The sequence below is a fragment of the Mycobacterium sp. 852002-40037_SCH5390672 genome (assembly GCF_001665875.1).
GTDB lineage: Bacteria > Actinomycetota > Actinomycetes > Mycobacteriales > Mycobacteriaceae > Mycobacterium.
Window position 1 is genome coordinate 79,799 of record NZ_LZTA01000097.1, and the last position, 23,984, is coordinate 103,782.

The 23,984-nt window shown below is 66.8% G+C and carries 24 protein-coding genes, 3 tRNA genes and 3 pseudogenes; 12 read left to right on the forward strand and 18 right to left on the reverse strand.

What is annotated here, in order from left to right:
• Positions 1 to 44: 44 nt before the first annotated feature.
• The 6 genes and pseudogenes from rplL to A5782_RS17485 form a co-directional block, all read right to left on the reverse strand.
• Entirely contained in the window at positions 45 to 440 is a 396-nt protein-coding gene (rplL, locus tag A5782_RS17460; RefSeq protein WP_067102843.1) for a 50S ribosomal protein L7/L12, read from the reverse strand.
• A 164-nt stretch (positions 441 to 604) separates the two neighbouring features.
• Positions 605 to 1,126: pseudogene (gene rplJ / locus A5782_RS17465) on the reverse strand (50S ribosomal protein L10); the annotation flags it as partial.
• Between the two features lie 245 nt (positions 1,127 to 1,371).
• The gene (locus tag A5782_RS17470) at positions 1,372 to 1,812 is read right to left on the reverse strand and encodes a DUF1772 domain-containing protein (protein ID WP_067102847.1); all 441 of its coding nucleotides are present in this window, start codon (positions 1,810 to 1,812) and stop codon (positions 1,372 to 1,374) included.
• Between the two features lie 76 nt (positions 1,813 to 1,888).
• Positions 1,889 to 2,809 (reverse strand): ROK family protein, encoded by a 921-nt coding sequence (locus A5782_RS17475; protein ID WP_067102849.1) that lies wholly within the window; start codon positions 2,807 to 2,809, stop codon positions 1,889 to 1,891.
• Between the two features lie 5 nt (positions 2,810 to 2,814).
• Positions 2,815 to 3,432: a malonyl CoA-ACP transacylase gene (locus A5782_RS17480; protein WP_067102851.1), complete on the reverse strand. Its 618-nt coding sequence runs from the start codon at positions 3,430 to 3,432 to the stop codon at positions 2,815 to 2,817.
• Complete coding sequence (locus A5782_RS17485) at positions 3,429 to 7,607, reverse strand: NEW3 domain-containing protein (RefSeq protein ID WP_067102853.1); 4,179 nt, start codon at positions 7,605 to 7,607, stop codon at positions 3,429 to 3,431. The genes A5782_RS17480 and A5782_RS17485 overlap by 4 nt, the downstream gene beginning before the upstream one ends.
• A 76-nt stretch (positions 7,608 to 7,683) precedes the next feature.
• Between A5782_RS17485 and A5782_RS17490 the strand changes: the two genes are divergently transcribed.
• The 9 genes and pseudogenes from A5782_RS17490 (at position 7,684) to A5782_RS17530 (ending at position 16,299) form a co-directional block, all read left to right on the forward strand.
• Positions 7,684 to 8,277, forward strand: a complete 594-nt coding sequence (locus tag A5782_RS17490; RefSeq protein WP_067103143.1) for a DinB family protein — start codon at positions 7,684 to 7,686, stop codon at positions 8,275 to 8,277.
• A gap of 41 nt (positions 8,278 to 8,318) precedes the next feature.
• Entirely contained in the window at positions 8,319 to 9,665 is a 1,347-nt protein-coding gene (locus A5782_RS17495) for an AarF/ABC1/UbiB kinase family protein (RefSeq protein WP_067102854.1), read from the forward strand.
• 11 nt (positions 9,666 to 9,676) lie between these two features.
• Entirely contained in the window at positions 9,677 to 10,582 is a 906-nt protein-coding gene (locus A5782_RS17500) for an alpha/beta fold hydrolase (protein WP_067102856.1), read from the forward strand.
• Between the two features lie 88 nt (positions 10,583 to 10,670).
• A complete protein-coding gene (locus tag A5782_RS17505) occupies positions 10,671 to 11,531 on the forward strand; it encodes a cyclopropane mycolic acid synthase family methyltransferase (RefSeq protein WP_067102859.1) in 861 nt (286 codons plus the stop codon).
• A gap of 133 nt (positions 11,532 to 11,664) precedes the next feature.
• On the forward strand, positions 11,665 to 12,531 hold the full coding sequence (locus A5782_RS17510; RefSeq protein WP_067102861.1) for a cyclopropane mycolic acid synthase family methyltransferase: 867 nt from the start codon (positions 11,665 to 11,667) through the stop codon (positions 12,529 to 12,531).
• A 107-nt stretch (positions 12,532 to 12,638) separates the two neighbouring features.
• Positions 12,639 to 13,201, forward strand: a pseudogene (locus tag A5782_RS17515) (class I SAM-dependent methyltransferase).
• 139 nt (positions 13,202 to 13,340) lie between these two features.
• Positions 13,341 to 14,267, forward strand: a complete 927-nt coding sequence (gene mmaA4 / locus A5782_RS17520; protein WP_156624004.1) for a hydroxymycolate synthase MmaA4 — start codon at positions 13,341 to 13,343, stop codon at positions 14,265 to 14,267.
• A gap of 103 nt (positions 14,268 to 14,370) precedes the next feature.
• Positions 14,371 to 15,069 carry a YciI family protein gene (locus tag A5782_RS17525; RefSeq protein ID WP_067103147.1) on the forward strand — a complete coding sequence of 233 codons (699 nt, stop codon included), beginning with the start codon at positions 14,371 to 14,373 and terminating at the stop codon, positions 15,067 to 15,069.
• Between the two features lie 3 nt (positions 15,070 to 15,072).
• A complete protein-coding gene (locus A5782_RS17530) occupies positions 15,073 to 16,299 on the forward strand; it encodes an RNA polymerase sigma factor (RefSeq protein WP_067102863.1) in 1,227 nt (408 codons plus the stop codon).
• A gap of 49 nt (positions 16,300 to 16,348) precedes the next feature.
• Here A5782_RS17530 and rplA read toward each other — a convergent pair whose 3' ends face one another.
• The 12 genes from rplA to A5782_RS17590 all read right to left on the reverse strand — a co-directional run bounded on the left by rplA (position 16,349) and on the right by A5782_RS17590 (position 21,467).
• On the reverse strand, positions 16,349 to 17,056 hold the full coding sequence (rplA, locus tag A5782_RS17535) for a 50S ribosomal protein L1 (protein WP_067103149.1): 708 nt from the start codon (positions 17,054 to 17,056) through the stop codon (positions 16,349 to 16,351).
• 71 nt (positions 17,057 to 17,127) lie between these two features.
• Positions 17,128 to 17,556, reverse strand: coding sequence for a 50S ribosomal protein L11 (rplK, locus tag A5782_RS17540; protein WP_067102866.1), 429 nt, complete (start codon positions 17,554 to 17,556; stop codon positions 17,128 to 17,130).
• Between the two features lie 47 nt (positions 17,557 to 17,603).
• Complete coding sequence (nusG, locus tag A5782_RS17545) at positions 17,604 to 18,416, reverse strand: transcription termination/antitermination protein NusG (protein WP_067102868.1); 813 nt, start codon at positions 18,414 to 18,416, stop codon at positions 17,604 to 17,606.
• 25 nt (positions 18,417 to 18,441) lie between these two features.
• Positions 18,442 to 18,891 (reverse strand): preprotein translocase subunit SecE, encoded by a 450-nt coding sequence (gene secE, locus A5782_RS17550; RefSeq protein ID WP_067102870.1) that lies wholly within the window; start codon positions 18,889 to 18,891, stop codon positions 18,442 to 18,444.
• Between the two features lie 145 nt (positions 18,892 to 19,036).
• A tRNA-Trp gene (locus A5782_RS17555) sits at positions 19,037 to 19,109 on the reverse strand.
• Between the two features lie 144 nt (positions 19,110 to 19,253).
• Complete coding sequence (gene hadC, locus A5782_RS17560; protein ID WP_067102873.1) at positions 19,254 to 19,754, reverse strand: (3R)-hydroxyacyl-ACP dehydratase subunit HadC; 501 nt, start codon at positions 19,752 to 19,754, stop codon at positions 19,254 to 19,256.
• A 3-nt stretch (positions 19,755 to 19,757) separates the two neighbouring features.
• A complete protein-coding gene (hadB, locus tag A5782_RS17565) occupies positions 19,758 to 20,186 on the reverse strand; it encodes a (3R)-hydroxyacyl-ACP dehydratase subunit HadB (protein WP_067102875.1) in 429 nt (142 codons plus the stop codon).
• The gene (gene hadA / locus A5782_RS17570; protein WP_369815649.1) at positions 20,173 to 20,625 is read right to left on the reverse strand and encodes a (3R)-hydroxyacyl-ACP dehydratase subunit HadA; all 453 of its coding nucleotides are present in this window, start codon (positions 20,623 to 20,625) and stop codon (positions 20,173 to 20,175) included. Before hadA ends, hadB begins: the two co-directional genes overlap by 14 nt.
• Before the next feature lie 75 nt (positions 20,626 to 20,700).
• Positions 20,701 to 20,868, reverse strand: coding sequence for a 50S ribosomal protein L33 (gene rpmG, locus A5782_RS17575; protein WP_067102879.1), 168 nt, complete (start codon positions 20,866 to 20,868; stop codon positions 20,701 to 20,703).
• Between the two features lie 40 nt (positions 20,869 to 20,908).
• Positions 20,909 to 20,982: transfer RNA gene (locus A5782_RS17580), tRNA-Met, on the reverse strand.
• A gap of 52 nt (positions 20,983 to 21,034) precedes the next feature.
• A tRNA-Thr gene (locus tag A5782_RS17585) sits at positions 21,035 to 21,107 on the reverse strand.
• Positions 21,108 to 21,260: 153 nt separating this feature from the next.
• A complete protein-coding gene (locus tag A5782_RS17590; protein WP_067102881.1) occupies positions 21,261 to 21,467 on the reverse strand; it encodes a type II toxin-antitoxin system VapB family antitoxin in 207 nt (68 codons plus the stop codon).
• 133 nt (positions 21,468 to 21,600) lie between these two features.
• Here A5782_RS17590 and A5782_RS17595 point away from each other — a divergent pair, with 133 nt between their 5' ends.
• The 3 genes and pseudogenes from A5782_RS17595 to A5782_RS17605 all read left to right on the forward strand — a co-directional run bounded on the left by A5782_RS17595 (position 21,601) and on the right by A5782_RS17605 (position 23,929).
• The gene (locus tag A5782_RS17595) at positions 21,601 to 22,314 is read left to right on the forward strand and encodes an MBL fold metallo-hydrolase (protein WP_067102883.1); all 714 of its coding nucleotides are present in this window, start codon (positions 21,601 to 21,603) and stop codon (positions 22,312 to 22,314) included.
• 69 nt (positions 22,315 to 22,383) lie between these two features.
• Positions 22,384 to 23,237, forward strand: a pseudogene (locus A5782_RS17600) (hypothetical protein).
• Complete coding sequence (locus tag A5782_RS17605) at positions 23,234 to 23,929, forward strand: crotonase/enoyl-CoA hydratase family protein (RefSeq protein ID WP_067102887.1); 696 nt, start codon at positions 23,234 to 23,236, stop codon at positions 23,927 to 23,929. Before A5782_RS17600 ends, A5782_RS17605 begins: the two are co-directional and overlap by 4 nt.
• Positions 23,930 to 23,984 lie beyond the last annotated feature (55 nt).

The following is a 23,984-nucleotide window of genomic DNA, read 5'->3' on the forward strand; positions in this document are numbered from 1 at the left end:
CGAAACCCCCGGGATGGTGATCCCGGGGGTTCACGCGCAGTGACTTACTTGACGGTGACGGTGGCGCCGGCGGCCTCGAGCTTGGTCTTGGCCTCGTCGGCGGCCTCCTTGGCCACCTTCTCCAGCAGTGGTTTGGGCGCGCCGTCGACCAGGTCCTTGGCCTCCTTGAGGCCCAGGCCGGAGACGATCTCGCGGACCACCTTGATGACGCCGATCTTCTTGTCACCGGCGGCCTCGAGGATCACGTCGAACTCCGACTGCTCCTCGGCGGCCTCGGCGGGCGCGCCACCGGCGGCGGCGCCACCGGCAGCGGCGACGGCGACCGGGGCGGCCGCGGTGACCTCGAAGGTTTCCTCGAACTTCTTCACGAAGTCGGAGAGCTCCAGCAGGGTCATTTCCTTGAAGGCGTCGAGCAGGTCGTCGGTTGACATCTTTGCCATGGGTATGGGTCCTTCCTTGTTTTTTCCAGGTTCCGGGTTGGTTGTTATTCGGCTTCGGCCGGGGTTTCCGGCGCCTCAGCCGGTGTTTCCGAAGCTGGTTCCGGGGCGGCTTCCGCGGCCGGCTCCGCAGCGGCTGCGGGTTCCGCAGCAGCAGCGGGACCTGCCGGAGCTTCGGCGGCCTTCTTCTCCTGCAGGGCGGCCGCGAGCCGGGCGACCTGCGAAGCCGGAGCGTTGAACAAGCCGGCCGCCTTGGCGAGGTTGCCCTTCATCGCGCCGGCCAGCTTGGCCAGCAGCACCTCACGCGACTCGAGGTCGGCGATGCGCTCGACTTCGGCGACCGTCAGCGCGCGGCCGTCCATGTAGCCGCCCTTGATGACCAGCGCCTTGTGTTCCTTGGCGAAGGTCTTGATGGCCTTGGCGGCGTCGACCGGTTCCCCGGTGACGAATGCAATGGCCGTCGGGCCGGCGAAAAGCTCGTCGAGCCCCTCGACCCCGGCCTCCGAAGCGGCCCGCCTGACCAGCGTGTTCTTGGCGACCGAGTAGGTGGCCGCCCCGTTGAGCGAGCGCCGCAGCTCGGCCAGGTTGGCGACCGTCAGACCCCGGTACTCCGTGATCAGGGTCGCGGTCGATTCCTTGAACTGCTCGGCGATGTCTGCAACGGCGGTGGCCTTGTCAGCCCTGGCCATGCCTACCTCCTGAAGTGAAAGTCAATGCGACGTGTCGTCTCGATCCCCGTAGAACGACGAACGCCCCGGCGCAGAAGCGGCCGGGGCGTGAAAGCACGCCGGCAGGCGCCGGCGCTGTGCCTCGTCCTCCTGCGTGGGCCGCCGGGATGCTCCCGGACCTTCAACCGATTGCTCGGTGACCGACGGTCTTCGGTGGATCGGCTAACACAATAGCGTGACGTGCGCGATCAGCCAAAACGGCGGCCTCAGGTGACCGCGAGGACCAGCAGGACAAACACCGCCAGCAGCAGGATCACCCGCAGCCGGTGCCGTCGATCCCAGCGGGCCGCGAGCTCGCGCGAGAGCTCACCGGTGCTCGGCCACTTGGCGATGCGGTTGTTGATCGGCACCAGCATGGTGACCGTCAGCAGCACCACCACCGCCATCAGGCCCGCGGCGACGCCGCAGAGCCAGTCGCGCGGGGCGCCGCGCTCCTGGATGGCGAGCGACACCAACAGCAGCAGGACGATGGCATACCAGAACGGCATCGTCGTGCCCAGCGCTCGGCCGGCGCCGCCGCGCGCCGCGCGGAAGGCGTCGTCGGGCAGCCGGGCGATGAGCGGGTTGAAGAAGACCGCGACCGCCAGCTCCACGCCGACCAGCAGTCCGGTGATCACGACCGCGAGCGCGTCGATGCTGTGGTTCATGCCAATGACCTTTGCATGACGCCGGACCCGGTGCTGCCGAGTCTGTGCGACCTGGGCCCACAGCACATGCAGCGGGTCAGCGCAGGGCCGCGAGCCGGGCCGCGCCGATCAGACCGGCTGCGCCGCCCAGCTCGCCCGGCACCACCCGCAGTCCGGACAAGAAGTCCAGGCCGGCGTATTCGGCGAGCTTGGCCCGCAGTGGGTCGAAGAGCAGCGGCCCGGATTTGGCGACACCTCCCCCGATCACCACGAGATCCAGATCGCACACCGCGCCGACCGAGGCGATCATCGCGGCGAGCGCGTTGGCGCCGCGATGAAATGCTCTCTGCGCCAAGGGGTCTCCGGACTCCGCGGCGGCGGCCAGGTCGCTGGCGCCGGCGCCGGGGGGCGCCGACCACCCGTTTTCTCGCGCCCGGCGCACCATCCACGGCCCGGACGCGACGGTCTCCACGCAGCCGTGACCGCCGCAGGTGCAAGGCCTACCGTCCAGTTCGACCACCACGTGTCCGACGTGACCGGCATTGCCGGTGCGCCCCGAGTAGGGGACACCGTCGAGCACCAGGCCGCCGCCCACCCCGGTGGAGACCACCATGCCCAGCAGAAACCGGGCGTCCGGGCCCGCGTCCTTGCCGGCTCCAATCCAATGCTCGCCCAACGCCATACAGACGCCGTCGCCGGCCAGCACCACCGGCACTCCGGGCACCGCCGCCGCAACCCTGTCGCGCAACGGGAACCGGTCCCAGCTGTCGATGTTGATCGGGCTGACGGACCCGCTGCGCAGGTCGATGGGCCCGGACGACGCGATCCCCACGGCGGCGACCGGCCCCGTCGCCGCCCGCAGCGCGTCGCTGATCATCGCTTCGACGACGGCCCAGACGTCGTCCGCGGCGGACGTGATCGGCGTGGGGCGGATCGCGGAGTACACCAGCTCTCCTCCCGAATCTGCCAGCGCAGCGGCGATTTTGGTGCCGCCGACGTCCAGGCAGAGGGTGAGCATGGCGCTCAGTGCCGGTGGGTGTTGTCGGGTTGGCGGGGGTCGCCGGGATGCTCGTAGCCGGGTGCCAGCTCCACCAGCGCCGCGCGTCGCGCGTCCAGCCACAGCCGGAAGGCGCGTCGCCGTGCGGCGCCGCGCAGATGCTCTTCGATCGCCGATCGCACCTCGTGCAGGGGCGGGGCAGCCAAAGCCGCTGTACGCCAGCCATATTCGCCACGCCGCGGCGTGGCGAAGCGCAGTGGGTTGCGGGCGTGATAGGCGGCCACCTCGGCGTCGGCCACCCGCACCGCGGCGGTGACATCGGCGAACAGCGCCCGGGCCCGCGGGTCGGCGAGCACGGCCGCGGCGACGCTGCCGATCTCCAGCCGGGCGGTCGGGTCGGGCAGCAGCCCGGCCTCCGACGGCGCACCGCGCGCGCTCAGCCCGCGTGCGGTGGCCTCCGCGGCGACCACCCGCTCGGTGACGATGAGTTGGGTCAGCCACCGCCGCAGTTGGCGGCCCTCGCGGGTGCCGCTGACCGGTAGGGCGGCCGCCCCGCGCGCGGTGCGCAGCCGCGCTTCGGCGGCGTCGAGGACGTCCGGCGAAACGGGCACGCCGGCAACCGTCGCGATCGGATGCATGCTCATGTCACCGTCACTTTCACCGCCGGCGAGTAGACCAGTCGGCCACTGCAGCCGACCCGCACCAGCGCCCACCACTGGCCGGGGTCCAGCCAGGCCGGCGGGGTCAGCTGGAAGCCTAGGTCGACGGTGCCCCGGGCGGGTAGCACCGCGCCCAGCGCGCCCGGACCCATCCACTCCCAGGTGCCCCAGGGGCTGATCAGATGCGCCTCCAGCGCCAGGTCGGCCGCGGCGTGGCTGCCGACCGTGACGGTCACGGCGCCCGCTTCGCCGGCCTCGAGCGTGACCTCGGCGGGCCCGTCGGCGAGGTAGACCAGCTCGCCGGGGTCACCCACCGCCACCACGCACACGTCCTCGACGGGCTGCCGCCACGAGGCCGGGACCCCTTCGCCGGTGATGCGGAGTTCGGCGCGGACCGGGTATAGCCCCGGCTCGGCGCGAGCCGGGACCGACACCACCACGTCGGTGTGCAGGTAGTCGCCGGTGCACAAAGTGAAGGGCAGCTCGGCCGGCATGGGCGTCCAGCCGGCCGGACATCCGAGGACGACCGCGCCGTGCAGCGTGGCATCGGTGCTGTCGCTGGCCGCGGTGAGGCGCAACGTCACCTCGCCGCCGGGTTCCGCTGTCAGCTGCGACGGGTGCAGATGGGCGACCGCCGGAAGTCCGCCCAGCGGCGCGGGGCCGCGATTGTGCAGCCAATACCGCGCGTACAGCGGTTGCGCGGCCTCGGCGTGCGGGGCCAGGACGGCGGCGCCGGTCACCGCCCGGGGCGCGGCGAATCGGGCCAGCACGGTCGCCACCTGGTAGCCGTGCAGCTCGATCGACGGCACGGGTTCGGGCCGCGTTTCCAGCAGATCGACACGCTGCAGGTCGTTCACCGTCGCGACGTCCGAGTCGATGACGACGTGGGTGGTCGTGCCGGTCGTCTCCACCAAGCGCAGCGCGATCGCGTTCGGGTCCAGGGGCGCCGCGCTGCCCGCGGTCAGCGGATTGCCGGCGGCCTTGAGGGCGCCCAGCTGTACCGATTCGGCGGGCTCGACGCGCAGCAGCGATCCGGTCGGCGGCAGCGCGCCCCCGCGCCGGCGCGCAGTGACGGCGAGCAGTGGCTGGGAGAACCGCGCACCGCGGGTGGGGATCTGGGCTTGCCGCCAGTCGCCCGCTGCGCTGACCAGCGCATAGTCGAAGGCATGCGTCCAGTGCTGCAGTTGGAAGTTGGAGCCGTCCGGCGCGGTGCGGCGCGGGTCGTCGATCCAGATGCCCGACGGCCAGCCGGTGCAGGAACGCATCAGCGCGGTATGCAGGGTGCCCTCGGTGTCGACGGCGAAGCTGGGCACGCCGCGGTTGAGCAGGGCGACGGTGCGGTCTTCGAAAGCGACCGTCCCCGAGGGTGGTTGCTGCGTTACGACGATCTCGGCGTCACCGAGGTCATCGGCCACCGCGGCGATCGCGGCCCGCAGGTGGTCGGCGTCGCGGCCGTCGATGACCAGCACGGGCAACGCCCGCAACGAACGCAGGTCGGCGTCGGGCACCCACACCGCGTCCAGCGGCGTCTCGGCCGGCACCCATATCCGGGCCCGGCCGGTCGTCGCCAACTGGCGGTCCAGTTCGTCGCGGTACGCCGGACCCGCGTCGGCCAGCACGGCCGCGGCGAACGCGTTGCGGCCGGGCCCGCCCAGCGCGATGCGCACGTCGGGCAGATTGGAATCGACCTCCAGGTTGCCGTAGCGCGGCTTGTCCGCGGCGCTGCAGGTGGCCGTGACGCCCGCGCGGACCAGCGCGACCATCAGCTCCCGGGCCAGCGGGCCGGACGCCGCCTCCGTCGGCGACACCACCTCGGCGACCGACACCGCCCGCACGCCGCTGCCCGAGATCCGCACCCGGGCCGCCGAGGACAGGCCGAACCAGCCGTACGCCGGGTTGTCCAAGGTCCACAGGTGCTGGGCGGTGTCCACCGAGCGGGTCCCCTCGTGCAGCAGCGCGAAACCGCGGCCGACGACGGCATCGCCCACCTCGCTGACCGGCATGGCGCCCGGCACCGGGCACGGCCAACGCAGCCGCACCAGCTGGTCTGCGCCGCTGAACTCGTCGATCGTGGTGCGGCAGTCCACCCGCGCGACGCCACGCCACAGCGTCAGGGTCTGGGTGTAGCGCAGCAGCGTGCCGATCCGGCCTTGCACCACCACCCGCTGACCGAGTGGCCCGTGGTAGGCCCGAACCCGCGCGGGCGCTTCCGACGAGCACACCACCGGCCCCTTGGGCAGCAGATGCCACGGGCCCTCACCCTGGCTCGGGTGCGCCGGGTATTCCTCGTAGACGGCGAGCTCGTTGCCCACCCGCCCGTCGGCAATCAGCTCGCGGCCGTCCTGGATCAGCGAGGCGACTCCCCCGCCGCGCGCCGGGTCGACCTCGACGCGGTAGTGCTCGTTGGAGATGACCGATCCCGCCACCGATCTCCAGCCGCCCGGTCCGTCCGGTTCGGTGGGCACCAACCGGTACGCCCGCCAACCCAGCGACGGCACATCGCGCGCCAGCCAGCTGACCGATCGGCCGTCGTGCTCGACGTGCGCCGCCAGCTCGGCACCGTCGGTGTCGAACACCCGAACGCGGCCGGCCGGGTGGTCCAGGCGTGCGGTGACGATGTCGGTGCGCGGGCAGGTCAGCGGATTCCACACGATCACGTCGCCCTCAGCGACTCCTACGGCCCCGGACAGCAACGCCAGCGAGTTGTCGCGGGCCGCGGTGCCCAGCTCCCAGGCGTCGCGCCATCCGGTCAGCAGGTCGAGGTACACCTGGTCGGATTCCGAGCCGGTGATGGCGTCATGGTGTGCACCGTAGGCCAGCTGCACCCAGGCCTTGGCCAGCGCGGCCTGCGGGTACGGGGCGCCGCTCAGCAGCCCGGCGAACACCGCGAAGCGCTCGGCCTGCAACACGGCGTTCTCGGCGGCCCGGTTGGCCTGCTTGGTGTCGATGTAGGACACGTCCTTGCCGGTGTAGATGGGGTTCATGTCCCGGGTCTGGGGCGAGGGCGCGCGATCGCAGTGCGCCAGTTCGGCACGCACCGCCGCGAAGAACTCGCGCGGCAGCGCGCACACGAAGCGCGGCCAGGTGTACCGGCCGGCCCAGTCACGGTGGATCTCGGTGACCCACTTGTTGGGCGGGGTGTAGTCGGTGCCGACCGGCAGCAACACATTGCGGGTGAGTGCGACTTTTTTGAGCTGATCGAAGAGCTCATACGTGGCGGCCTCGGCCTCGCTCAGCGACGCCGCGGAATCCATCCACCAGCCGGCCGAATAATGCGCGGGCATGTAATGGGTGAGCAGCCCGCGGCCCGACGGCGAGATCCACTCGAACTCGCTGCTGAACTGCATGCGCTCCACGCCGCCGGTTTCGGGATCACCCTGGGCCGGACCCCACTGGTGGTGCGGTCCCCTGGCCCACGAACTCGACGTCAGCCCCGCGTCGGCGGCCATCCCGGGGAATTGCGGATCGTGACCGAACACGTCCAGCTGCCACGCCGTGGCCGGGTCGCCTCCCAGGACATGGCGCTGAAAACCCATGCCATGCACCAGGTTTCGAATCGTCGTTTCCGGGCTGGTGAGGTTGGTGTTGGGTTCGTTGTACGTACCACCCATCACCTCGACGCGGCCCTGGGCGATGAACCGGCGCAGGTCGGCACGGTCTTCGGGGCGGGTGTCCCAGTAGGGCTTGAGGTAGTCGACCTCGGCCAGCACGAACTTGTAGTCGGGATCGCGGCGGGCCATCTCCAGATGGGCGTGCACCAGCTCGAACCCGTTGGTCTGGCGGGCCCGCCCCGGCGGGTCCTCGGTCCACTCGCTGGTATAGGCGCCCTGGGTGTTCCACCACACCGGGTCGTAGTGGAAGTGGCTGATCATGAACATGGTCCAGCCGGGCTCGGCCACGGTGAACTCGAACGGCAGCCGCAGACCACCGGCGTGCACCCGCGCGGGCCGGCGCTGTCCGGCGACAGCCTCATCGACGGTCACCGCAACCTCCACGGCCTCGCATCCGCGTTCGGCAACCGCCCGCCCGCGCAGGCCGCGGCCGTCGATGCGAATCGGCGTGGGCTTCCCACAGTCGGAGACGGTGACGCGGACCAGTTGCAGCGGCGCGTCCGGTGGCCCGACGAAGAGCTCGGTCGACTCGGCCTTCGTTATTCGCATGCCGAAACCACCTGCATCCCCGCACCTTACGGCGCACGAGACCTAGGATCGACTCATGCCCGCACTCGCCCCGCCGGTGGCCGACGAACGTAGCGCCCTGCGCGATTTCCTGGAGTTTCACCAGAGCGCGTATTTCGCGGTCAGCCATGGCCTCACCGACGACCAGGCCCGGTCAACGCCTTCGGTCAGCGCGTTGTCGATCGGCGGGCTGATCAAACACGCCACCGGAATGCAGCGCAGCTGGATGGCGCGCGTCGCCGCCGCACCGGACGCGCCGCCGAAAGACAACCGCCCGTTCGAGCAGATCACCAAGGACTTCGGCGATCAGCACGTGATGCGGCCCGACGAGACGCTGGCCGGGTTGTTGCGGGCGTTCGAGGCGCAGAACGCGACGACGCTGCGGCTGGCGGAGACCGCCGACCTGGAAGCCGCGGTGCCCGTCCCGCACGACATCCCGTGGTTTCCCAAGAATCAGCAGGCCTGGTCGGTGCGCTGGGTGATCCTGCATGTGATCAACGAGCTGGCCCGGCATGCCGGGCACGCCGACATCATCCGGGAGACGATCGACGGCGCCACCATGTACGAGTTGATCGCCGCGCGGGAGAACTGGGCGATCGAGGGCTGGGTGCAGCCCTGGAAAAGCGAGGGAAGCGACGGGCGTCCGAGGTAGAGGATTGGGACTCCTGCGTGCCGATTTGGCACACTGCACAGATGAGCCCTACCAAACATCGAGAGGGGGCCAAGCTCGACCGGGTGCCGTTGCCGGTCGAAGCGGCCCGGGTTGCAGTGACAGGTTGGCAGGTCACCCGCACCGCCGCTCGCATCGTCACCAAGCTGCCGGGCAGGGGTCCGTGGCAGCAGAAGGTGATCAAGCAGCTCCCGCAGACGTTCGCCGACCTGGGACCGACGTACGTCAAGTTCGGACAGATCGTGGCGTCCAGTCCCGGGGCGTTCGGTGAATCGCTGTCCCGGGAGTTCCGCGGCCTGCTCGACCGGGTACCACCTGCCAATTCCGAGGAAATCCACAAGCTGTTCGTCGAAGACCTCGGCGGCGACCCGTCCGAGTTGTTCGCCAAATGGGACGAGACGCCGTTCGCCTCGGCCTCCATCGCGCAGGTCCACTACGCCACCCTGCACACCGGCGAGGAGGTCGTCGTCAAGATCCAGCGCCCCGGTATCCGGCGCCGGGTCGCGGCCGACCTGCAAATCCTGAAACGTTTCGCCCAGGCCGTCGAGCTGGCCAAGCTGGGCCGCCGGCTCTCGGCACAAGACGTGGTCGCCGACTTCTCCGACAACCTGGCCGAGGAGCTGAATTTCCGGCTGGAGGCGCAGTCGATGGAGGCGTGGGTATCGCACCTGCACGCCTCCCCGCTGGGCCGCAACATCCGGGTGCCGCAGGTGTTCTGGGACTTCACCAGTGACCGGGTGTTGACGATGGAACGGGTCCACGGCATCCGCATCGACGACGTCGCCGCCATCCGCAAGGCCGGGTTCGACGGAGTCGAGCTGGTCAAGGCCTTGCTGTTCTCACTCTTCGAGGGCGGGCTGCGGCACGGGCTGTTCCACGGCGACCTGCACGCCGGCAACCTCTACGTCGACGAGACGGGCCGCATCGTCTTCTTCGACTTCGGGATCATGGGCCGCGTCGATCCCCGCACCCGCTGGCTGCTGCGCGAGCTGGTGTACGCCCTGCTGGTCAAGAAGGACCATGCCGCGGCGGGCAAGATCGTGGTGCTGATGGGCGCCGTCGGCACCATGAAGCCGGAGGCCGAGGCCGCCAAGGACCTGGAGCGCTTCGCCACCCCGTTGACCATGCAGACGCTGGGTGACATGTCCTACGCCGACATCGGCCGGCAGCTGTCGGCGCTGGCCGACGCCTACGACGTCAAGCTCCCCCGCGAGCTGGTGCTGATCGGCAAGCAATTCCTCTACGTCGAGCGGTACATGAAGCTGCTGGCGCCCAAGTGGCAGATGATGTCGGATCCGCAACTGACGGGTTATTTCGCGAACTTCATGGTCGAAGTCAGCCGCGAGCATCAATCCGACATCGAGGTATAGGAGCTTCTCTGGTGCAGATACGCACGGGGCATGCCATTTCCGGCGATCTGAAGCTGTACTACGAGGACATGGGCGACATCGACGACCCGCCCGTCCTGCTGATCATGGGACTGGGTGCCCAGCTGCTGCTGTGGCGCATGGCGTTCTGCGAGAAGCTGGTCGGCCACGGCCTGCGCGTCATCCGGTACGACAACCGCGATGTCGGCCTGTCCAGCAAAACCCAACACCGCAGCTCGGGTCAGCCCCTGGTGACGAGGTTGCTGCGGTCCTGGTTGGGTCTGCCCAGCCAGTCGGAATACAAGCTTGAAGACATGGCCGACGACGCTGCGGCGGTGCTGGATCACCTGGGCATCGAGCGTGCCCATATCGTGGGCGCGTCGATGGGCGGCATGATCGCGCAGATCTTCGCGGCGCGATTCAGTGAGCGGACCAAGACCCTGGCGGTCATCTTCTCCAGCAACAATTCGGCACTGCTGCCGCCGCCGGCCCCCCGCGCGCTGCTGGCGCTGCTGAAGGGCCCGCCGCCCGACTCGCCGCGCGACGTGATCATCGACAACGCGGTGCGCGTCGGCAACATCATCGGCGGCCCGCGCTACCGCGTGCCCGAAGAGCAGGCCCGCGCCGAGGCCGCTGAGGGCTACGACCGCAACTACTATCCCCAGGGCGTCGCGAGGCACTTCGGCGCGGTCCTGGGCAGCGGCAGCCTGCGTCGCTACAACCGCCAGACCACCGCACCCACCGTGGTGATCCACGGCCGGGCGGACAAGCTGATGCGGCCGTTCGGTGGGCGCGCGGTGGCCCGGGCGATCCCCGGGGCCCGATTGTTTACATTTGACGGAATGGGTCATGATCTTCCACAGCAGTTGTGGGATCAGGTGATCGGCGTGCTGACGAAGAACTTCAACGAGTCCGGCTAGCCAAAAACACTCGGTAGAAACGCATCCCCGCGATTTTCGGTCCATGTCGCAGGGTTGTACGGTTGGCACAGAAGGGTGGGTGTCTCAAATGGCCAAGCTGAAGCCGTATTACGAAGAGTCGCAAGCAACCTACGACATTTCAGATGACTTCTTCGCGCTGTTCCTCGACCCGAACATGGTGTACACCTGCGCCTACTTCGAACACGACGACATGACCCTGGAAGAGGCCCAGCTCGCCAAGCTGGATCTGGGGCTGGACAAGCTGAATCTCGAGCCTGGAATGACGGTGCTCGATGTCGGGTGCGGCTGGGGTGGCGCCGTGGTCCGGGCGGTGGAGAAATACGACGTCAACGTCATCGGCATCACGTTGAGCCGCAACCACTACACGCGCACCAAGGCGAGGCTGGCCGCGATCCCGACAACGCGACGGGCCGAGGCCCGGCTGCAGGGCTGGGAAGAGTTCGACGAGCAGGTCGACCGGATCATGAGCTTCGAGGCCTTCGACGCCTTCAAAAAGGAACGTTGGCCGGCGTTTTGGGATTGGGCCTACCAGGTCCTTCCCGACGACAGCCGGATGATGATGCACAGCATATTCACGTATCCGCAGTCGCAATGGAAAGAGCGCGGCATCCCGATCACGATGTCGGATCTGCGTTTCTTCCACTTCCTCGGCAAGGAGATCTTTCCCGGCGGGCAGATGTGCGGGGAAACCGATATCGTCGACTACGCGCAAGCCAGCGGTTTCTCGATCGAGCAGACCCAGTATCTGCAGTCGCATTACGCGCGGACGCTGGACACGTGGGCGGCCAATCTGGAAGCCAGCCGCGAACGCGCCATCGCCATCCAGTCCGAAGAGGTCTACGACCGCTTCATGCGCTATCTGACCGGCTGCGCGAACCTGTTCCGCAAAGGCATCTCCAACGTGGCCCAGTACACGCTCACCAAGTAGCGACCGCCTCCGGTTCACGTTCCGCGCTTCGGACTGAACCGAACGATTAGCGGCCTCGTCCTTCCGGGTATACATGCGTGCACGGGCGCCGGACTGTCGAGGGGGCCAGCGAGGTCCAGAAAGGCGTTGCTTTATGGACGCCAAAAAATTGACGCCGCATTTCGAAGAGGTGCAGGCGCACTATGACCTGTCGGACGATTTCTTTCGCCTGTTCCTCGATCCGACCCAGACGTATAGCTGCGCGTATTTCGCCCGCGACGACATGACGCTGCAAGAGGCACAGATCGCGAAAATCGATCTGGCGCTGGGCAAGCTGGGGCTGCAACCCGGCATGACGCTGCTCGACGTGGGCTGCGGGTGGGGCGCCACCATGCGCCGCGCAATCGAGCGGTATGACGTGAACGTCATCGGGCTGACATTGTCCAAGAACCAGGCCACCCACGTGCAGAAGTCGTTCGATGCGATGGACTCCCCGCGCGGCAGGCGGGTGCTGTTGCACGGCTGGGAAGAATTCGATGAACCCGTCGACCGGATCGTGTCGATCGGCGCCTTCGAGCACTTCGGTCGCGATCGCTACGACGATTTCTTCGCCATGGCGCACAGCGTGCTGCCCTCCGACGGCGTCATGCTGTTGCATTCGATCACCGCGCTGACCCGAGACCAGCTCAGTGTGCAGGGCCTGCGCACCTCCATGGACATGGTCCGCTTCCTCAAGTTCATCCTCACCGAGATCTTTCCCGGCGGTGGCGCGCCGACGATCCAGATGGTGGAGGAGCACTCGGCGAAGGCGGGTTTCACGCTCACCCGCCGCCAGTCGCTGCAGCCGCATTACGCGAGGACCCTGAGCCTGTGGTCGAAAGCACTGAGCGAGAACAGGGACCGCGCGACCGATATCCAATCCGCCGAGGTCTACGAGCGCTACATGAAATATCTGACCGGCTGCGCCAACGCTTTCCGGTCGGGATGGGTGGACGTGAACCAGTTCACCCTGGAAAAGTAGATCGAGAAACTCGAGTCAGAGCGCCCGCAGATCCGCAGTATCTGACTGGCCGAGTGTAGGGTCGCCGGGGATGGTCACCTCGAGGTGTCTGTCCTTGGGGAGGACGAATGTCTGACAACTCCGTGGAAGCCATGCTTCCGCGGGCGAATTTCGCTGATGTCCAGGCGCACTACGACCTGTCCGACGAGTTCTTCGCGCTATTTCAGGACCCCACCCGCACGTACAGCTGTCCGTACTTTCCGCGCGAGGGCATGACCTTGCAGGAAGCGCAGCTCGCCAAGCTGGACCTGACGCTGGGCAAGCTCGGACTCGAGCCGGGGATGACCTTGCTCGACGTCGGCTGCGGCTGGGGTTCGGTCATGAAGCACGCCGTGGAAAAGTACGACGTCAACGTCGTCGGGTTGACGCTGTCCAAGAACCAGCATGCCCACTGCCAGCAAGTGCTCGACGGTATCGACTCGAACCGCTCGCGACGTGCGCTGCTGTGCGACTGGGCGGACTTCGCCAGGACTCTCGACCTGTGGGTCGAGGCGTTGGCGGCACATAAGGATGAGGCGTTGAGATCCAGTCCGAAGAAATCTTCGAGCGGTACATGAAGTACTTGACCGGCTGCGCCGGGGCTTTCCGGACGGGCTACATCGACTGCAACCAGTTCACCCTGAAAAAGTAAACTCTTGCATGGATTATCTGACTGCGGGCACAGCATCCAACCCCGAGCGACTCTGCATCCACCCCAGTCAGACGACACCTCAACATTGGGTATCGTTGCACGTCACACCACCCCTCGATGCGTGCGTGGGTTATAGGCAATGAACCTCATCCACGAGAACAGGACGAAAATGGCCGAGCACCCGATTAGCCCGACGAAGACGCGGACGCGTTCGGAAGACATCCAGGCGCATTACGACGTCTCCGACGACTTCTTCGGCCTGTTCCAGGATCCGACCCGGACCTACAGCTGCGCCTACTTCGAGCGCGACGACATGAGCCTGGAAGAGGCCCAATACGCCAAGATCGACCTCAACCTGGACAAGCTGGACCTCAAGCCGGGCATGACCCTGCTGGACATCGGCTGCGGTTGGGGCACCACCATGAAGCGCGCCGTCGAACGGTTCGACGTCAACGTCATCGGCCTGACGCTGTCCAAGAACCAGCACGCCCGCAGCGAGGAACTGCTCGGGTCGCTGGACAGCAACCGCTCCCGTCAGGTGCGGCTGCAAAACTGGGAGGACTTCTCCGACCCGGTCGACCGCATCGTGTCGATCGAGGCCTTCGAGCACTTCGGCCACGAGAACTACGACGACTTCTTCAAGCGGACTTTCGACATCATGCCCGAGGACGGCCGGATGACCGTTCAGAGCAGTGTCAGCTACCACCCGTACGAGTTCGCCGCGCGGGGCAAGAAGCTGACGTTCGAGACGGCGCGGTTCATCAAGTTCATCGTCACCGAGATCTTCCCGGGCGGGCGGCTGCCGTCCACCCAGATGATGGTCGATCACGGCGAGAAGGCGGGATTTATTGTGCCCGAACCGCTTTCGCTGCGTCCGGACTACATCAAGACGCTGCACATCTGGGGCGACACGCTCGAGTCGAACCGGGACAAGGCCATCGAGGTGACCTCTGAAGAGGTCTACAACCGATACATCAAGTACCTGCGTGGCTGCGAGCACTACTTCGCCGAGGAGATGCTCGACGTCAGCCTGGTGACCTACCTCAAGCCGGGTGCCTCGAACTAGTTGGGGCCTGATTTTGTGGCACCTGTCGGATTAGCGCTGCGCGGTTCGTCGAGTAGGTAGAGAGTGGAGCACACGGCTTCGCTCACTACCGGAGGTGACGAACATGCAGTACTTCGCCTTGTTGATCAGCAAAGAACAAGAGCGCACGCCCGACGAATACGGCGCCATCATGACGGCGTTTGAGGACTTCCATGCCAAGGCGGGATCGGCGATCAAAGCCGGGGACGCGCTGGCGCCCGCCGCGGCCGCAGCGGTCATCACCGGGGGCCCGGATGCGCCAATGGTCACCGATGGTCCCTTCGCAGAGGCCGCCGAGGTGGCGTGCGGTTATTACGTCTTCGAGGCCGACAACCTCGACGAGGCGTTGGCGCTGGCCCGCGACGTCCCGATCGCCCAGCACGGCGCGGTGGAGCTGTGGCCGGTTGTTCACTCCATCGAGCCGTCCCGCACGCTCACCGGCGACGACTGGCTCGCGTTGCTGTTGGAACCCGCCGAATCGGCACACACACCGGGCACGCCGGAGTGGGGGGCAGTGGCGGCCAAGCACGCGGACCTGCACGCCGGCGCCGGTGATCACGTGATCGGTGGCGCCGCATTGCACGACCGGTCCACGGCCACGACCGTGCGCGTGCGCGACGGTCAGGTCCTCATCACGGACGGGCCGTACGTCGAGGGCGCCGAAATCGCTACCGGGATCTACCTGCTCGGCGCCGCTGACCGCGATGAGGCCGTCAAGATCGCATCCATGATCCCCGCTTCGACGGTGCAACTGCGCCAGCTGGCGGGAATCTCGCACCGGTAGCGCATGACCAACCTGGACGGCGTCTTCCGCCGGGAATGGGGCCCGGCCGTGGCCGCGCTCGCGCGGTGGTCGGGTGACCTCACCGTCGCCGAGGACGCCGTCCAGGAGGCCTGCGCCGAAGCGCTGCGCGCTTGGCCGCGCGACGGGGTGCCCGCCAACCCGGGTGGCTGGCTGGTGACCGTCGGCCGTAACCGCGCCCGGGATCGGCTGCGCCGCGAATCCGTGCGCCCCGGAAAGGAATTGGCGGCTTTGAAAAGCTACGTGGACGAGATCAGGGCACGCACCGACCACAGCGATCCGCATCCGGTTCGCGACGACGAGTTGCGGATGATGTTCACCTGTGCCCACCCGGCGCTGGACCGGCAATCGCAATTGGCGCTCACGTTGCGGTTGGTGTCCGGTTTGACCGTCGGCGAGATCGCCCGTGCGCTCCTGCAGACGGAGGCGGCGATCGGGCAGCGAATCACCCGCGCCAAGAACAAGGTTCGCCATGCCAACATCCCGCTGCGGGTGCCGCCCGCCGAGTTGTTGCCCGAGCGCACACCGCACGTGTTCGGTTGCGTCTATTCGGTGTTCACCGAGGGCTACTGGTCGACCGCCGGCCCGTCGGCCATTCGGGACGACCTGTGTGACGAGGGGATCCGGCTGGGCCTGGAGTTGTGCGCGCTGTTGCCCGACGAGCCGGAGGCGCACGCCTTGTCCGCGCTGATGCTGCTGCACGATTCACGGCGCGCGACCCGGGTGGACGACACCGGGATGCTGGTGCCGCTGGAAAATCAGGACCGGCGCCGGTGGGACCGCGGACGCATTTCGCGCGGGCTCGAGCTGCTGCGTCATGCGCAGGGCTCGACGGGCGCCTACTTGCCTCAGGCCGTGATCGCCGCGCTGCATGCCACGGCACCGTCCTGGGAGCAGACCGACTGGGTCGCCATCTGCACCGCATATGACCGGCTGTTCGCACTGACGGGCTCGCCGGTGGTGGCCGCCAACCGGGCGCTGGCGATCGGATTCCGCGACGGCCCCGCGGCCGGCCTGGCCGACCTGGACCAGGTGGCACACGATCCGCGGCTTACCCGCTCCAATCTCGTCGCGACCGTGCGCGCCGACCTGTTGCGGCGCTCGGGCAGACCCGCCGATGCGCTCACCTGGTATCGAATGGCGTTGGAGTCCAACGGATCTGATCCGGGCCGCGCATTTCTGCGGCGGCGCATCGTCGAGTGCGGCGGATAGTTGCCCCGCGAAATAGGTCGGTCACCGCGGCGCCCGGGCGCCGCGGAGCTCAGCCCTCCGAGAAGTTGCGGGTGACGGCCGGGTCTACCGGGATGCCCGGTCCCGTCGTCGTCGAGACCACGATCTTCTTCAGGTAACGGCCCTTCGACGCCGACGGCTTGAGCCGCAGCACCTCGTCCAGCGCGGCACCGTAGTTCTCGGCCAGGTCCTTCTCGTCGAACGAGGCCTTGCCGATGACGAAGTGCAGGTTGGCCTGCTTGTCCACCCGGAAGTTGATCTTGCCGCCCTTGATGTCGGCGACGGCCTTGGCGACATCGGGGGTCACGGTGCCGGTCTTGGGGTTCGGCATCAGTCCGCGGGGACCGAGCACGCGGGCGATACGACCCACCTTGGCCATCTGGTCCGGGGTCGCGATCGCGGCGTCGAATTCCAGCCAACCGCCCTGGATCTTCTCGATCAGGTCATCGCTACCGACAACATCGGCGCCCGCGGCGACGGCGGCATCCGCTTTGTCGCCGACGGCGAACACCGCGACGCGGGCGGTCTTGCCGGTGCCGTGCGGCAGGTTGACCGTGCCACGGACCATTTGGTCGGCCTTGCGCGGGTCGACGCCCAACCGGATCGCGACCTCGACGGTCGGGTCCTGCTTGGTCGACGCCGTCTCCTTGGCGAGCTTGGCCGCCTCGAGCGGGGAGTACAGGTTGTCCCGGTCGATCTTCTCGGCGGCGGCGCGGTATGCCTTGCTGTTCTTGCTCACGTACTCATCCAATCGTGGTGTTGGGTCGTGGTTAGGAAGCGGGCCGAAGCTGGCCCTCCCACGGTTAGGGGCTATTCGACGGTGATACCCATCGACCGGGCGGTGCCGGCGATGATCTTGGCGGCTGCGTCGATGTCGTTGGCGTTCAGATCGGCCTTCTTGGTCTCGGCGATCTCCTTGACCTGATCCCAGCTGACCTTGGCGACCTTGGTCTTGTGCGGCTCGGGCGATCCCTTGCCCACGCCGGCGGCCTTGAGCAGAAGCTTGGCGGCGGGTGGCGTCTTGAGCGCGAAGGTGAAGCTGCGGTCCTCGTAGACCGTGATCTCCACGGGGATGACCTGGCCGCGCTGGCTCTCCGTGGCGGCGTTGTACGCCTTGCAGAACTCCATGATGTTGACGCCGTGCTGACCGAGCGCGGGCCCGACCGGCGGCGCCGGGTTGGCCTGCCCCGCCTGGATCTGAAGCTTGATCAGCCCGACGACTTTCTTCTTCGGGGCCATGAGATTGTGCTGTTCCTTCCTGGTTTACGCCCGGCGTATGCGCCGGTTTAGAGCTTGGAGACTTGGCTGAAGGTCAATTCGACCGGGGTTTCGCGGCCGAAGATCGACACCAACACCTTGAGCTTCTGCTGTTCGCCGTTGACCTCGCTGATCGTCGCCGGCAGCGTCGCAAACGGCCCGTCCATGACGGTCACCGACTCGCCGACCTCGTAGTCGACCTCGATGGCCGGCCGCTCCAGGCCGCCGACCTCGGCGGCGGCCGCCGTGGTGGCCGCGCCCTTGGCGGCCTTCTTCGTCGCGCCGCGCGGCAGCAGGAACTTCACCACGTCGTCGAGCGTCAGCGCCGACGGACGCGAGGTCGCCCCGACGAACCCGGTGACGCCGGGGGTGTTGCGCACCGCGGCCCACGAGTCGTCGGTCAGGTCCATGCGTACCAGGATGTAGCCGGGCAGTACCTTGCGGTTGACCTGCTTGCGCTGGCCGTTCTTGATCTCGGTGACCTCTTCGGTGGGCACCTCCACCTGGAAGATGTAGTCCCCGACGTCAAGGTTCTGCACACGGGTTTCGAGGTTGGCTTTGACCTTGTTCTCGTATCCCGCATAGGAGTGGATGACATACCAATCGCCGGGCTTGCTGCGCAGTTCCGCCTTGAGCGTGGCGGCCGGGTCGGCCTCTTCGGCCGACTCGTCGGGGGCCTCGGCGGCCTCGGCCTCGGCCGTCTCGTCGGCAGCCTCGTCCGCAGTCGCCTCGGTGACCTCAGCGGCCGCAGAGGTGTCCGTTTCAGACGCCTCGGTGGCTTCGGCGGTCTCTTTCAGGTCGACCGCTTCACCCGCGGACGGGTCACCGTCGAAGGTAGTCACGGTTTGAGTCCTCTCTGTCACTCGCTCAGCCGAACACCAATAGCACCAGCTTGGTCAGGCCGAAGTCCGCCAGGCCGACCAGCGCCACCATGAAGGCCAGGAAGGCCAGCACGACGGAGGTGTAAGTGAGCATCTGCTTGCGGTTGGGCCAGATGACCTTCCGCATCTCTGCAACGACCTGCTTGAGGTAGTTGTAGATGAACACGAACGGGTTGGCCCGATGGTCCCCGGCCTTTGTGGGCTTCGCGGCCTTCTTGGCTTTGGTGGCCTTCTTGGCCTTATCCGGCGTAGACGCCTCGACCTCGTCCGCCGATTCGGCGTCGTCGCCGGCCTCGACCGCCCGCTGCCGGGACCGCTTGCCCGTGGGGCGCTGTGGCCGCGTCACCACCGCCGTCCGACCGCCGCTCGCGCGGCCGTCCTCTTTGTCAGTGCCGTCGCTTGCGGCGTCGTTGGCAACATCGCCTTCGTCGCTCACCGCATGCTCCTTTGTTTGCTAGTACTCCGAGACACGTCCCTTTTGTGGCGGCACGTACTTCCAGTGTCCACCATGGCACATTCTCAGTGCCCGGCTCCTCCTCAGGCCGTCCCGGCCTGCATTGTCACCGGACGTTCTCCGTCAGCAGGGGCGACAGGACTTGAACCTGCAACCTGCGGTTTTGGAGACCGCTGCTCTGCCAGTTGAGCTACGCCCCTTCGCGGTTGGCAGGCCAACCTGCGCTTACCTACCGGGGCTTACATGACACGCGCGCCTTCCGATTGCTCGACTCACGGAAAGCGCGCTAATGCTGGGAAAACCCCGAGGACCGAGTGTACATCGGCGCGGGAGTCAGATACTAATTACGCCGTTCTGACGACCTGGCCGGAGTCCGGGTCCCAGCGCAGGTTCGCGGACCCGTCGGTGTACTGACTCATCAGCGTGGTGTAAGCCTCCATGACCACCTCGCCGTGCTCGTCGGTACAGGTGTTCTTGGTGACGACGATGTCGGCGCCGAAGCGCTCGTCCACCGAGTAGACGTCCATGCGGGCCCACAGCTTGTCGCCGGCCTTGATCGGCCTGGAGAACACGAACCGCTGGTCGACCTGGACGATCACCATCGTCTCCATGCCGATGTCGACATGCCGGAAGAAATCCAGCTGGACCAGCTTGGCGAGGATGGTCGCGAAGGTCAGCGGCGCGACAATCGCGTCGTGCCCGAGGTCGGCGGCCACGCTTTCCTCGAAGTGGGCCGGGTGGTCGTTCTTCACCGCTTGCGCGAACTGGCGCAACTGTTCGCGCCCGACAACGAAGTAATCCGCGTACCGCCAGATCATTCCCCTGATGTCTGTTTTGAGCGCCATGGGCTATGCGAGAGTCGCGGACGCGATTGCCCTGCCGAAGATCTTCTTGCCGCCGGTGGTGGCCGTGAGCGCGATGGTCACGGACTTGGTCTCGGGATCGGCGGACTTCACCCGACCGCTGAAGACGAGCTCGGCACCCTTACCGTCGTTGGGCACCGGCACCACGGCGGTGAACCGCACGTTGTACTCGGTGACGGCGCCGGGGTCGCCGATCCATGCGGTGACGTAACCACCGCCGATGCCCATGGTCAGCATGCCGTGCGCGATCGCGGTGTCCAGGCCGACGACCTTCGCGATCTCGTCGTCCCAGTGGATCGGGTTCAAGTCGCCAGAAACGCCCGCGTAATTCACCAGATCCTGTCGGGTCAGCGGGTAGGTCCGCTCAGGAAGCTGGTCACCCACCTTCACGGAACTGAACTCACGCAGTGGCATCGGAAAATCCCTCTTCTCCATCGTCGCCGGCACGGCCGGCCAGTGTCGTGTAGGTCTCTTGCACGACGTCACCGGCTTCGTTGGTGATGACATTCTTGGTGACAATGATCTGGGTGCCGTGCGACACGCGCACCGAGTCCACATAGACGTCGCAGTAGAGTTTGTCCCCGGCCACCAGCGGCGCGAAGAACTTCAACACCTGATCGACCTGCACGACCTGTGCATCCTGGACGGCGACGTTGGCGTACTTGAAGAACGCCGTCTGCGCCTGGTACCCGAACACACTGACAAACGTCAACGGGGCGGGCAGCCCCTTGTAGCCGAGTTCGGCCGCCGCGTTCTCCGCGGAGAACATGGGGTCGTCGTTTTGCACGGCCACCGCGTACTCGCGGATCTTCTCCCGCTCAACCTCGTAATGATCGGGGTAGCGGTAGTGCATCCCGACGAGGCTTGAAGTTAACGGCACGGTTCTTAAACTACCTAGTCAATCGGAGTAGACGCTCGCGGGCGGCCGCTAGCGTGTCTCCCGATGCGCCTGATGCTTACCGCAGTTGGGGCAGAACTTCTTCAGGTCCAGCCGGTCCGGGTCGTTCCGGCGGTTTTTCTTGGTGATGTAGTTGCGGTGCTTGCACACCTCGCATGCCAAGGTGATCTTCGGCCGTACGTCGGTACTGGAAGCCATGACGATTCTCTCTCAATTCCTGGACTGTGCTGTTGTGTTGTAGCGATGGCCGGACTCGAACCGGCGACCTAACGATTATGAGTCGTTCGCTCTAACCGACTGAGCTACATCGCCTCTGGCCACCCCTGTTGGGCTCGGGGCCGCCACGCCTGCTCGGCGTCCTCCGAGCCCCCTAACGGAATCGAACCGTTGACCTTTTCCTTACCATGGAAACGCTCTACCGACTGAGCTAAGGGGGCCGTTCACCCGAAGCGATCTCCTCCGCGCGGGCCTAAAAGAGGGTACAGCCTGGCTCGCAGCGGAACCAAACCACGGGTAACGACGGCGCTGTCGGGCGCGGGTCGTTCGTGATCATGGGTCTCGCCGGGCGATTGATGACGCCCAGGCAAACATCAACCGCCGCCGACGCTGCGCTGGGGTTCCCAGGCACTGAGGTCGCTGAACTCGTCGTACGCATCGTCGCGTTCGACGGAATCACCCTCGTTGAGCAGGGTCCGCAACGCCAGGTTGACGGCCTCACGCGCGTCGCCGAGATGGAAGCGGCGGATTGCCTCATCGACCAGATCGACGTCGATCTCGATTTCGACCTTCTTCTTCATGTGCCAACAATACCCACTGGCTACCGGCCTAACTCGGGTCCGAAACGGCTGTGTCAGGCAGTGTCCGCCGCGGCGAATCCGCAGTGGTGGGACTAGTCGTGGCACGCTGCGGTCGGGGTCCTAGTCTGGTCACGTGCCAGAGGACCGGCTGTACTTCCGCCAACTGCTCTCCGGTCGCGACTTCGCCGCCGGCGACATGATCGCGACGCAAATGCGCAACTTCGCCTACCTGATCGGCGACCGGCAAACCGGTGACTGCGTGGTCGTCGACCCGGCCTACGCTGCCGGCGATCTCCTCGACACGCTCGAGGCCGACGGCATGCACCTGTCCGGCGTGCTGGTCACCCATCACCACCCCGACCACGTGGGCGGATCCATGATGGGGTTCGCGCTGGCGGGCCTGGCCGAACTGCTGGAGCGGGCACCGGTGCCAGTGCACGTCAATACCCATGAGGCCCTGTGGGTTTCGCGGGTCACGGGGATAAGCCTGGGCGACCTGACCTCCCATGAGAACCATGACAAGGTCAGCATCGGTGACATCGAGATCGAGTTGCTGCACACACCCGGGCACACGCCGGGCAGCCAGTGCTTTCTGCTCGACGGCCGCCTCGTCGCCGGTGACACGTTGTTTTTGGAGGGCTGTGGGCGCACCGACTTCCCGGGCGGCGACTCCGACGAGATGTACCGCAGCCTGCAGCGGCTCGCGACCTTACCCGGTGACCCGACCGTATTTCCGGGCCATTGGTATTCGGCGGAGCCCAGTGCCTCGCTCTCGGAGGTCAAGCGCTCCAACTACGTCTACCGGGCCGCGGACCTTGATCAATGGCGGATGCTGATGGGCGGCTGAGTTCCCCTGGGATCGCTCGTCATGACCATCCGGCGGCCGCCCCTGTGATATAAGCGGGGGGTGGATTCCATGGGTTGGATCCAGGACAGCTGGCATGATGTCACGCACGTCGGGTCTGGCACCTGGATTGCGTGGGCAGCGTGGGCGGCAATCATCCTGGCCGTCGTCACACTGATCTTCACCAACAGCCAGATCAACCGCAATCGCCGGGCAGCGGCCGAGCAGACCCGCCCGCACGTCGCGATGTTCATGGAACCGCATTCCGCCGACTGGCACGTGATCGAACTCGTGGTCCGGAATTTCGGCCGGACCGCGGCCTACGACATCGGGTTCTCCTTTTCCAATCCCCCCACGGTGGCCGAATACGAGAACGCCACCGACGGTTACGCCGACGTCATCGAACTGCGGCTCCCCCGCGAACTGCCGATGCTGGCCCCCGGCCAGGAATGGCGCATGGTGTGGGATTCCGCGCTCGACCGCGCGGAGATCGGCAGTGGCATCGAATCGCGCTTCACCGGCACCCTGACCTACTACGACCGGCCCGATACGCCGCACGGCCGCAGGTTCTGGCAGCGCGAGCGTTCGCCGCTGCACACCGACGTGGTGCTGGACTGGGACGCCCTGCCGCCCGTCCAGCGCATCGAGTTGATGACCAGCCACGACCTGGCGAAGCGGGAGAAGGAGAAGCTGGAGCTGTTGCGCGGCCTGCTGACCTATTTCCACTACGCCAGCAAGGAAACCCGTCCCGAGGTGTTCCGCAGCGAGATCGAACGGATCAACGGCGCGGTCCGGGAAACCCAAGACAGATGGCGCACGCGCCAACTCGACGAACCCACCGATGTCAGCCTGCGCTGGAGTAACGCCGAAGACGAACTGGGCAAACACCACAGCCAGCCCGCCTGACGGCAAGGAGCAGCCGATGACCGCCCCGGTCCACTACAGCACCAAAGACTCCATCGCCGTCATCAAGATGGACGACGGCAAGGTCAATGCGCTGGGCCCCACCATGCAGCAGGCCCTGAACGACGCGATCGACCGCGCCGACGCGGACAACGCCGGGGCGCTGGTGATCACCGGGAACGAGCGGGTGTTCAGCGGCGGCTTCGACCTGAAGATCCTCACCTCCGGTGAGGTGCAGCCCGCGATCGACATGCTCCGGGGCGGATTCGAGCTGGCGTATCGCCTGCTGTCCCATCCCAAGCCGGTGGTGATGGCGTGCACCGGCCATGCCATCGCGATGGGGGCGTTCCTGTTGTCGGCGGGTGATCACCGGGTGGCCGCGCACGCCTACAACATTCAGGCCAACGAGGTCGCGATCGGCATGGTCATCCCGTATGCCGCCCTGGAAATCATGAAGCTGCGGTTGACGCCGTCGGCTTACCAGCAAGCCAGCGGGCTGGCCAAAACCTTCTTCGGTGAAACCGCCCTCGCCGCAGGCTTTATCGATGAGATCGTGCTGCCCGAGATGGTGATCGACCGCGCCGAAGAGGCCGCACGGGAATTCGCCGGCCTGCATCAGCGCGCGCACGCCGCCACCAAATTGCGCACCCGCGCCGACGCCCTGACGGCCATCCGCGCCGGCATCGACGGAATCGAATCCGAATTCGGGGTGTGAGCCGTTGAGGGCGTCCGCCCGAGCCGGTTTCGCGGGCCGCTGCCGGGGAAGTCAC

What these genes read in the sequence shown, in the direction of transcription:
- rplL (WP_067102843.1), bottom strand. Translation starts at nt 440, where the DNA reads ATGGCAAAGATGTCAACCGACGACCTGCTCGACGCCTTCAAGGAAATG.
- A5782_RS17470 (WP_067102847.1), bottom strand. Translation starts at nt 1,812, where the DNA reads ATGAACCACAGCATCGACGCGCTCGCGGTCGTGATCACCGGACTGCTG.
- A5782_RS17475 (WP_067102849.1), bottom strand. Translation starts at nt 2,809, where the DNA reads ATGCTCACCCTCTGCCTGGACGTCGGCGGCACCAAAATCGCCGCTGCG.
- A5782_RS17480 (WP_067102851.1), bottom strand. Translation starts at nt 3,432, where the DNA reads ATGAGCATGCATCCGATCGCGACGGTTGCCGGCGTGCCCGTTTCGCCG.
- A5782_RS17485 (WP_067102853.1), bottom strand. Translation starts at nt 7,607, where the DNA reads ATGCGAATAACGAAGGCCGAGTCGACCGAGCTCTTCGTCGGGCCACCG.
- A5782_RS17495 (WP_067102854.1), top strand. Translation starts at nt 8,319, where the DNA reads ATGAGCCCTACCAAACATCGAGAGGGGGCCAAGCTCGACCGGGTGCCG.
- A5782_RS17505 (WP_067102859.1), top strand. Translation starts at nt 10,671, where the DNA reads ATGGCCAAGCTGAAGCCGTATTACGAAGAGTCGCAAGCAACCTACGAC.
- A5782_RS17510 (WP_067102861.1), top strand. Translation starts at nt 11,665, where the DNA reads ATGGACGCCAAAAAATTGACGCCGCATTTCGAAGAGGTGCAGGCGCAC.
- mmaA4 (WP_156624004.1), top strand. Translation starts at nt 13,341, where the DNA reads ATGAACCTCATCCACGAGAACAGGACGAAAATGGCCGAGCACCCGATT.
- A5782_RS17525 (WP_067103147.1), top strand. Translation starts at nt 14,371, where the DNA reads ATGCAGTACTTCGCCTTGTTGATCAGCAAAGAACAAGAGCGCACGCCC.
- A5782_RS17530 (WP_067102863.1), top strand. Translation starts at nt 15,073, where the DNA reads ATGACCAACCTGGACGGCGTCTTCCGCCGGGAATGGGGCCCGGCCGTG.
- rplK (WP_067102866.1), bottom strand. Translation starts at nt 17,556, where the DNA reads ATGGCCCCGAAGAAGAAAGTCGTCGGGCTGATCAAGCTTCAGATCCAG.
- hadC (WP_067102873.1), bottom strand. Translation starts at nt 19,754, where the DNA reads ATGGCGCTCAAAACAGACATCAGGGGAATGATCTGGCGGTACGCGGAT.
- hadB (WP_067102875.1), bottom strand. Translation starts at nt 20,186, where the DNA reads ATGCCACTGCGTGAGTTCAGTTCCGTGAAGGTGGGTGACCAGCTTCCT.
- hadA (WP_369815649.1), bottom strand. Translation starts at nt 20,625, where the DNA reads ATGCACTACCGCTACCCCGATCATTACGAGGTTGAGCGGGAGAAGATC.
- rpmG (WP_067102879.1), bottom strand. Translation starts at nt 20,868, where the DNA reads ATGGCTTCCAGTACCGACGTACGGCCGAAGATCACCTTGGCATGCGAG.
- A5782_RS17590 (WP_067102881.1), bottom strand. Translation starts at nt 21,467, where the DNA reads ATGAAGAAGAAGGTCGAAATCGAGATCGACGTCGATCTGGTCGATGAG.
- A5782_RS17605 (WP_067102887.1), top strand. Translation starts at nt 23,234, where the DNA reads ATGACCGCCCCGGTCCACTACAGCACCAAAGACTCCATCGCCGTCATC.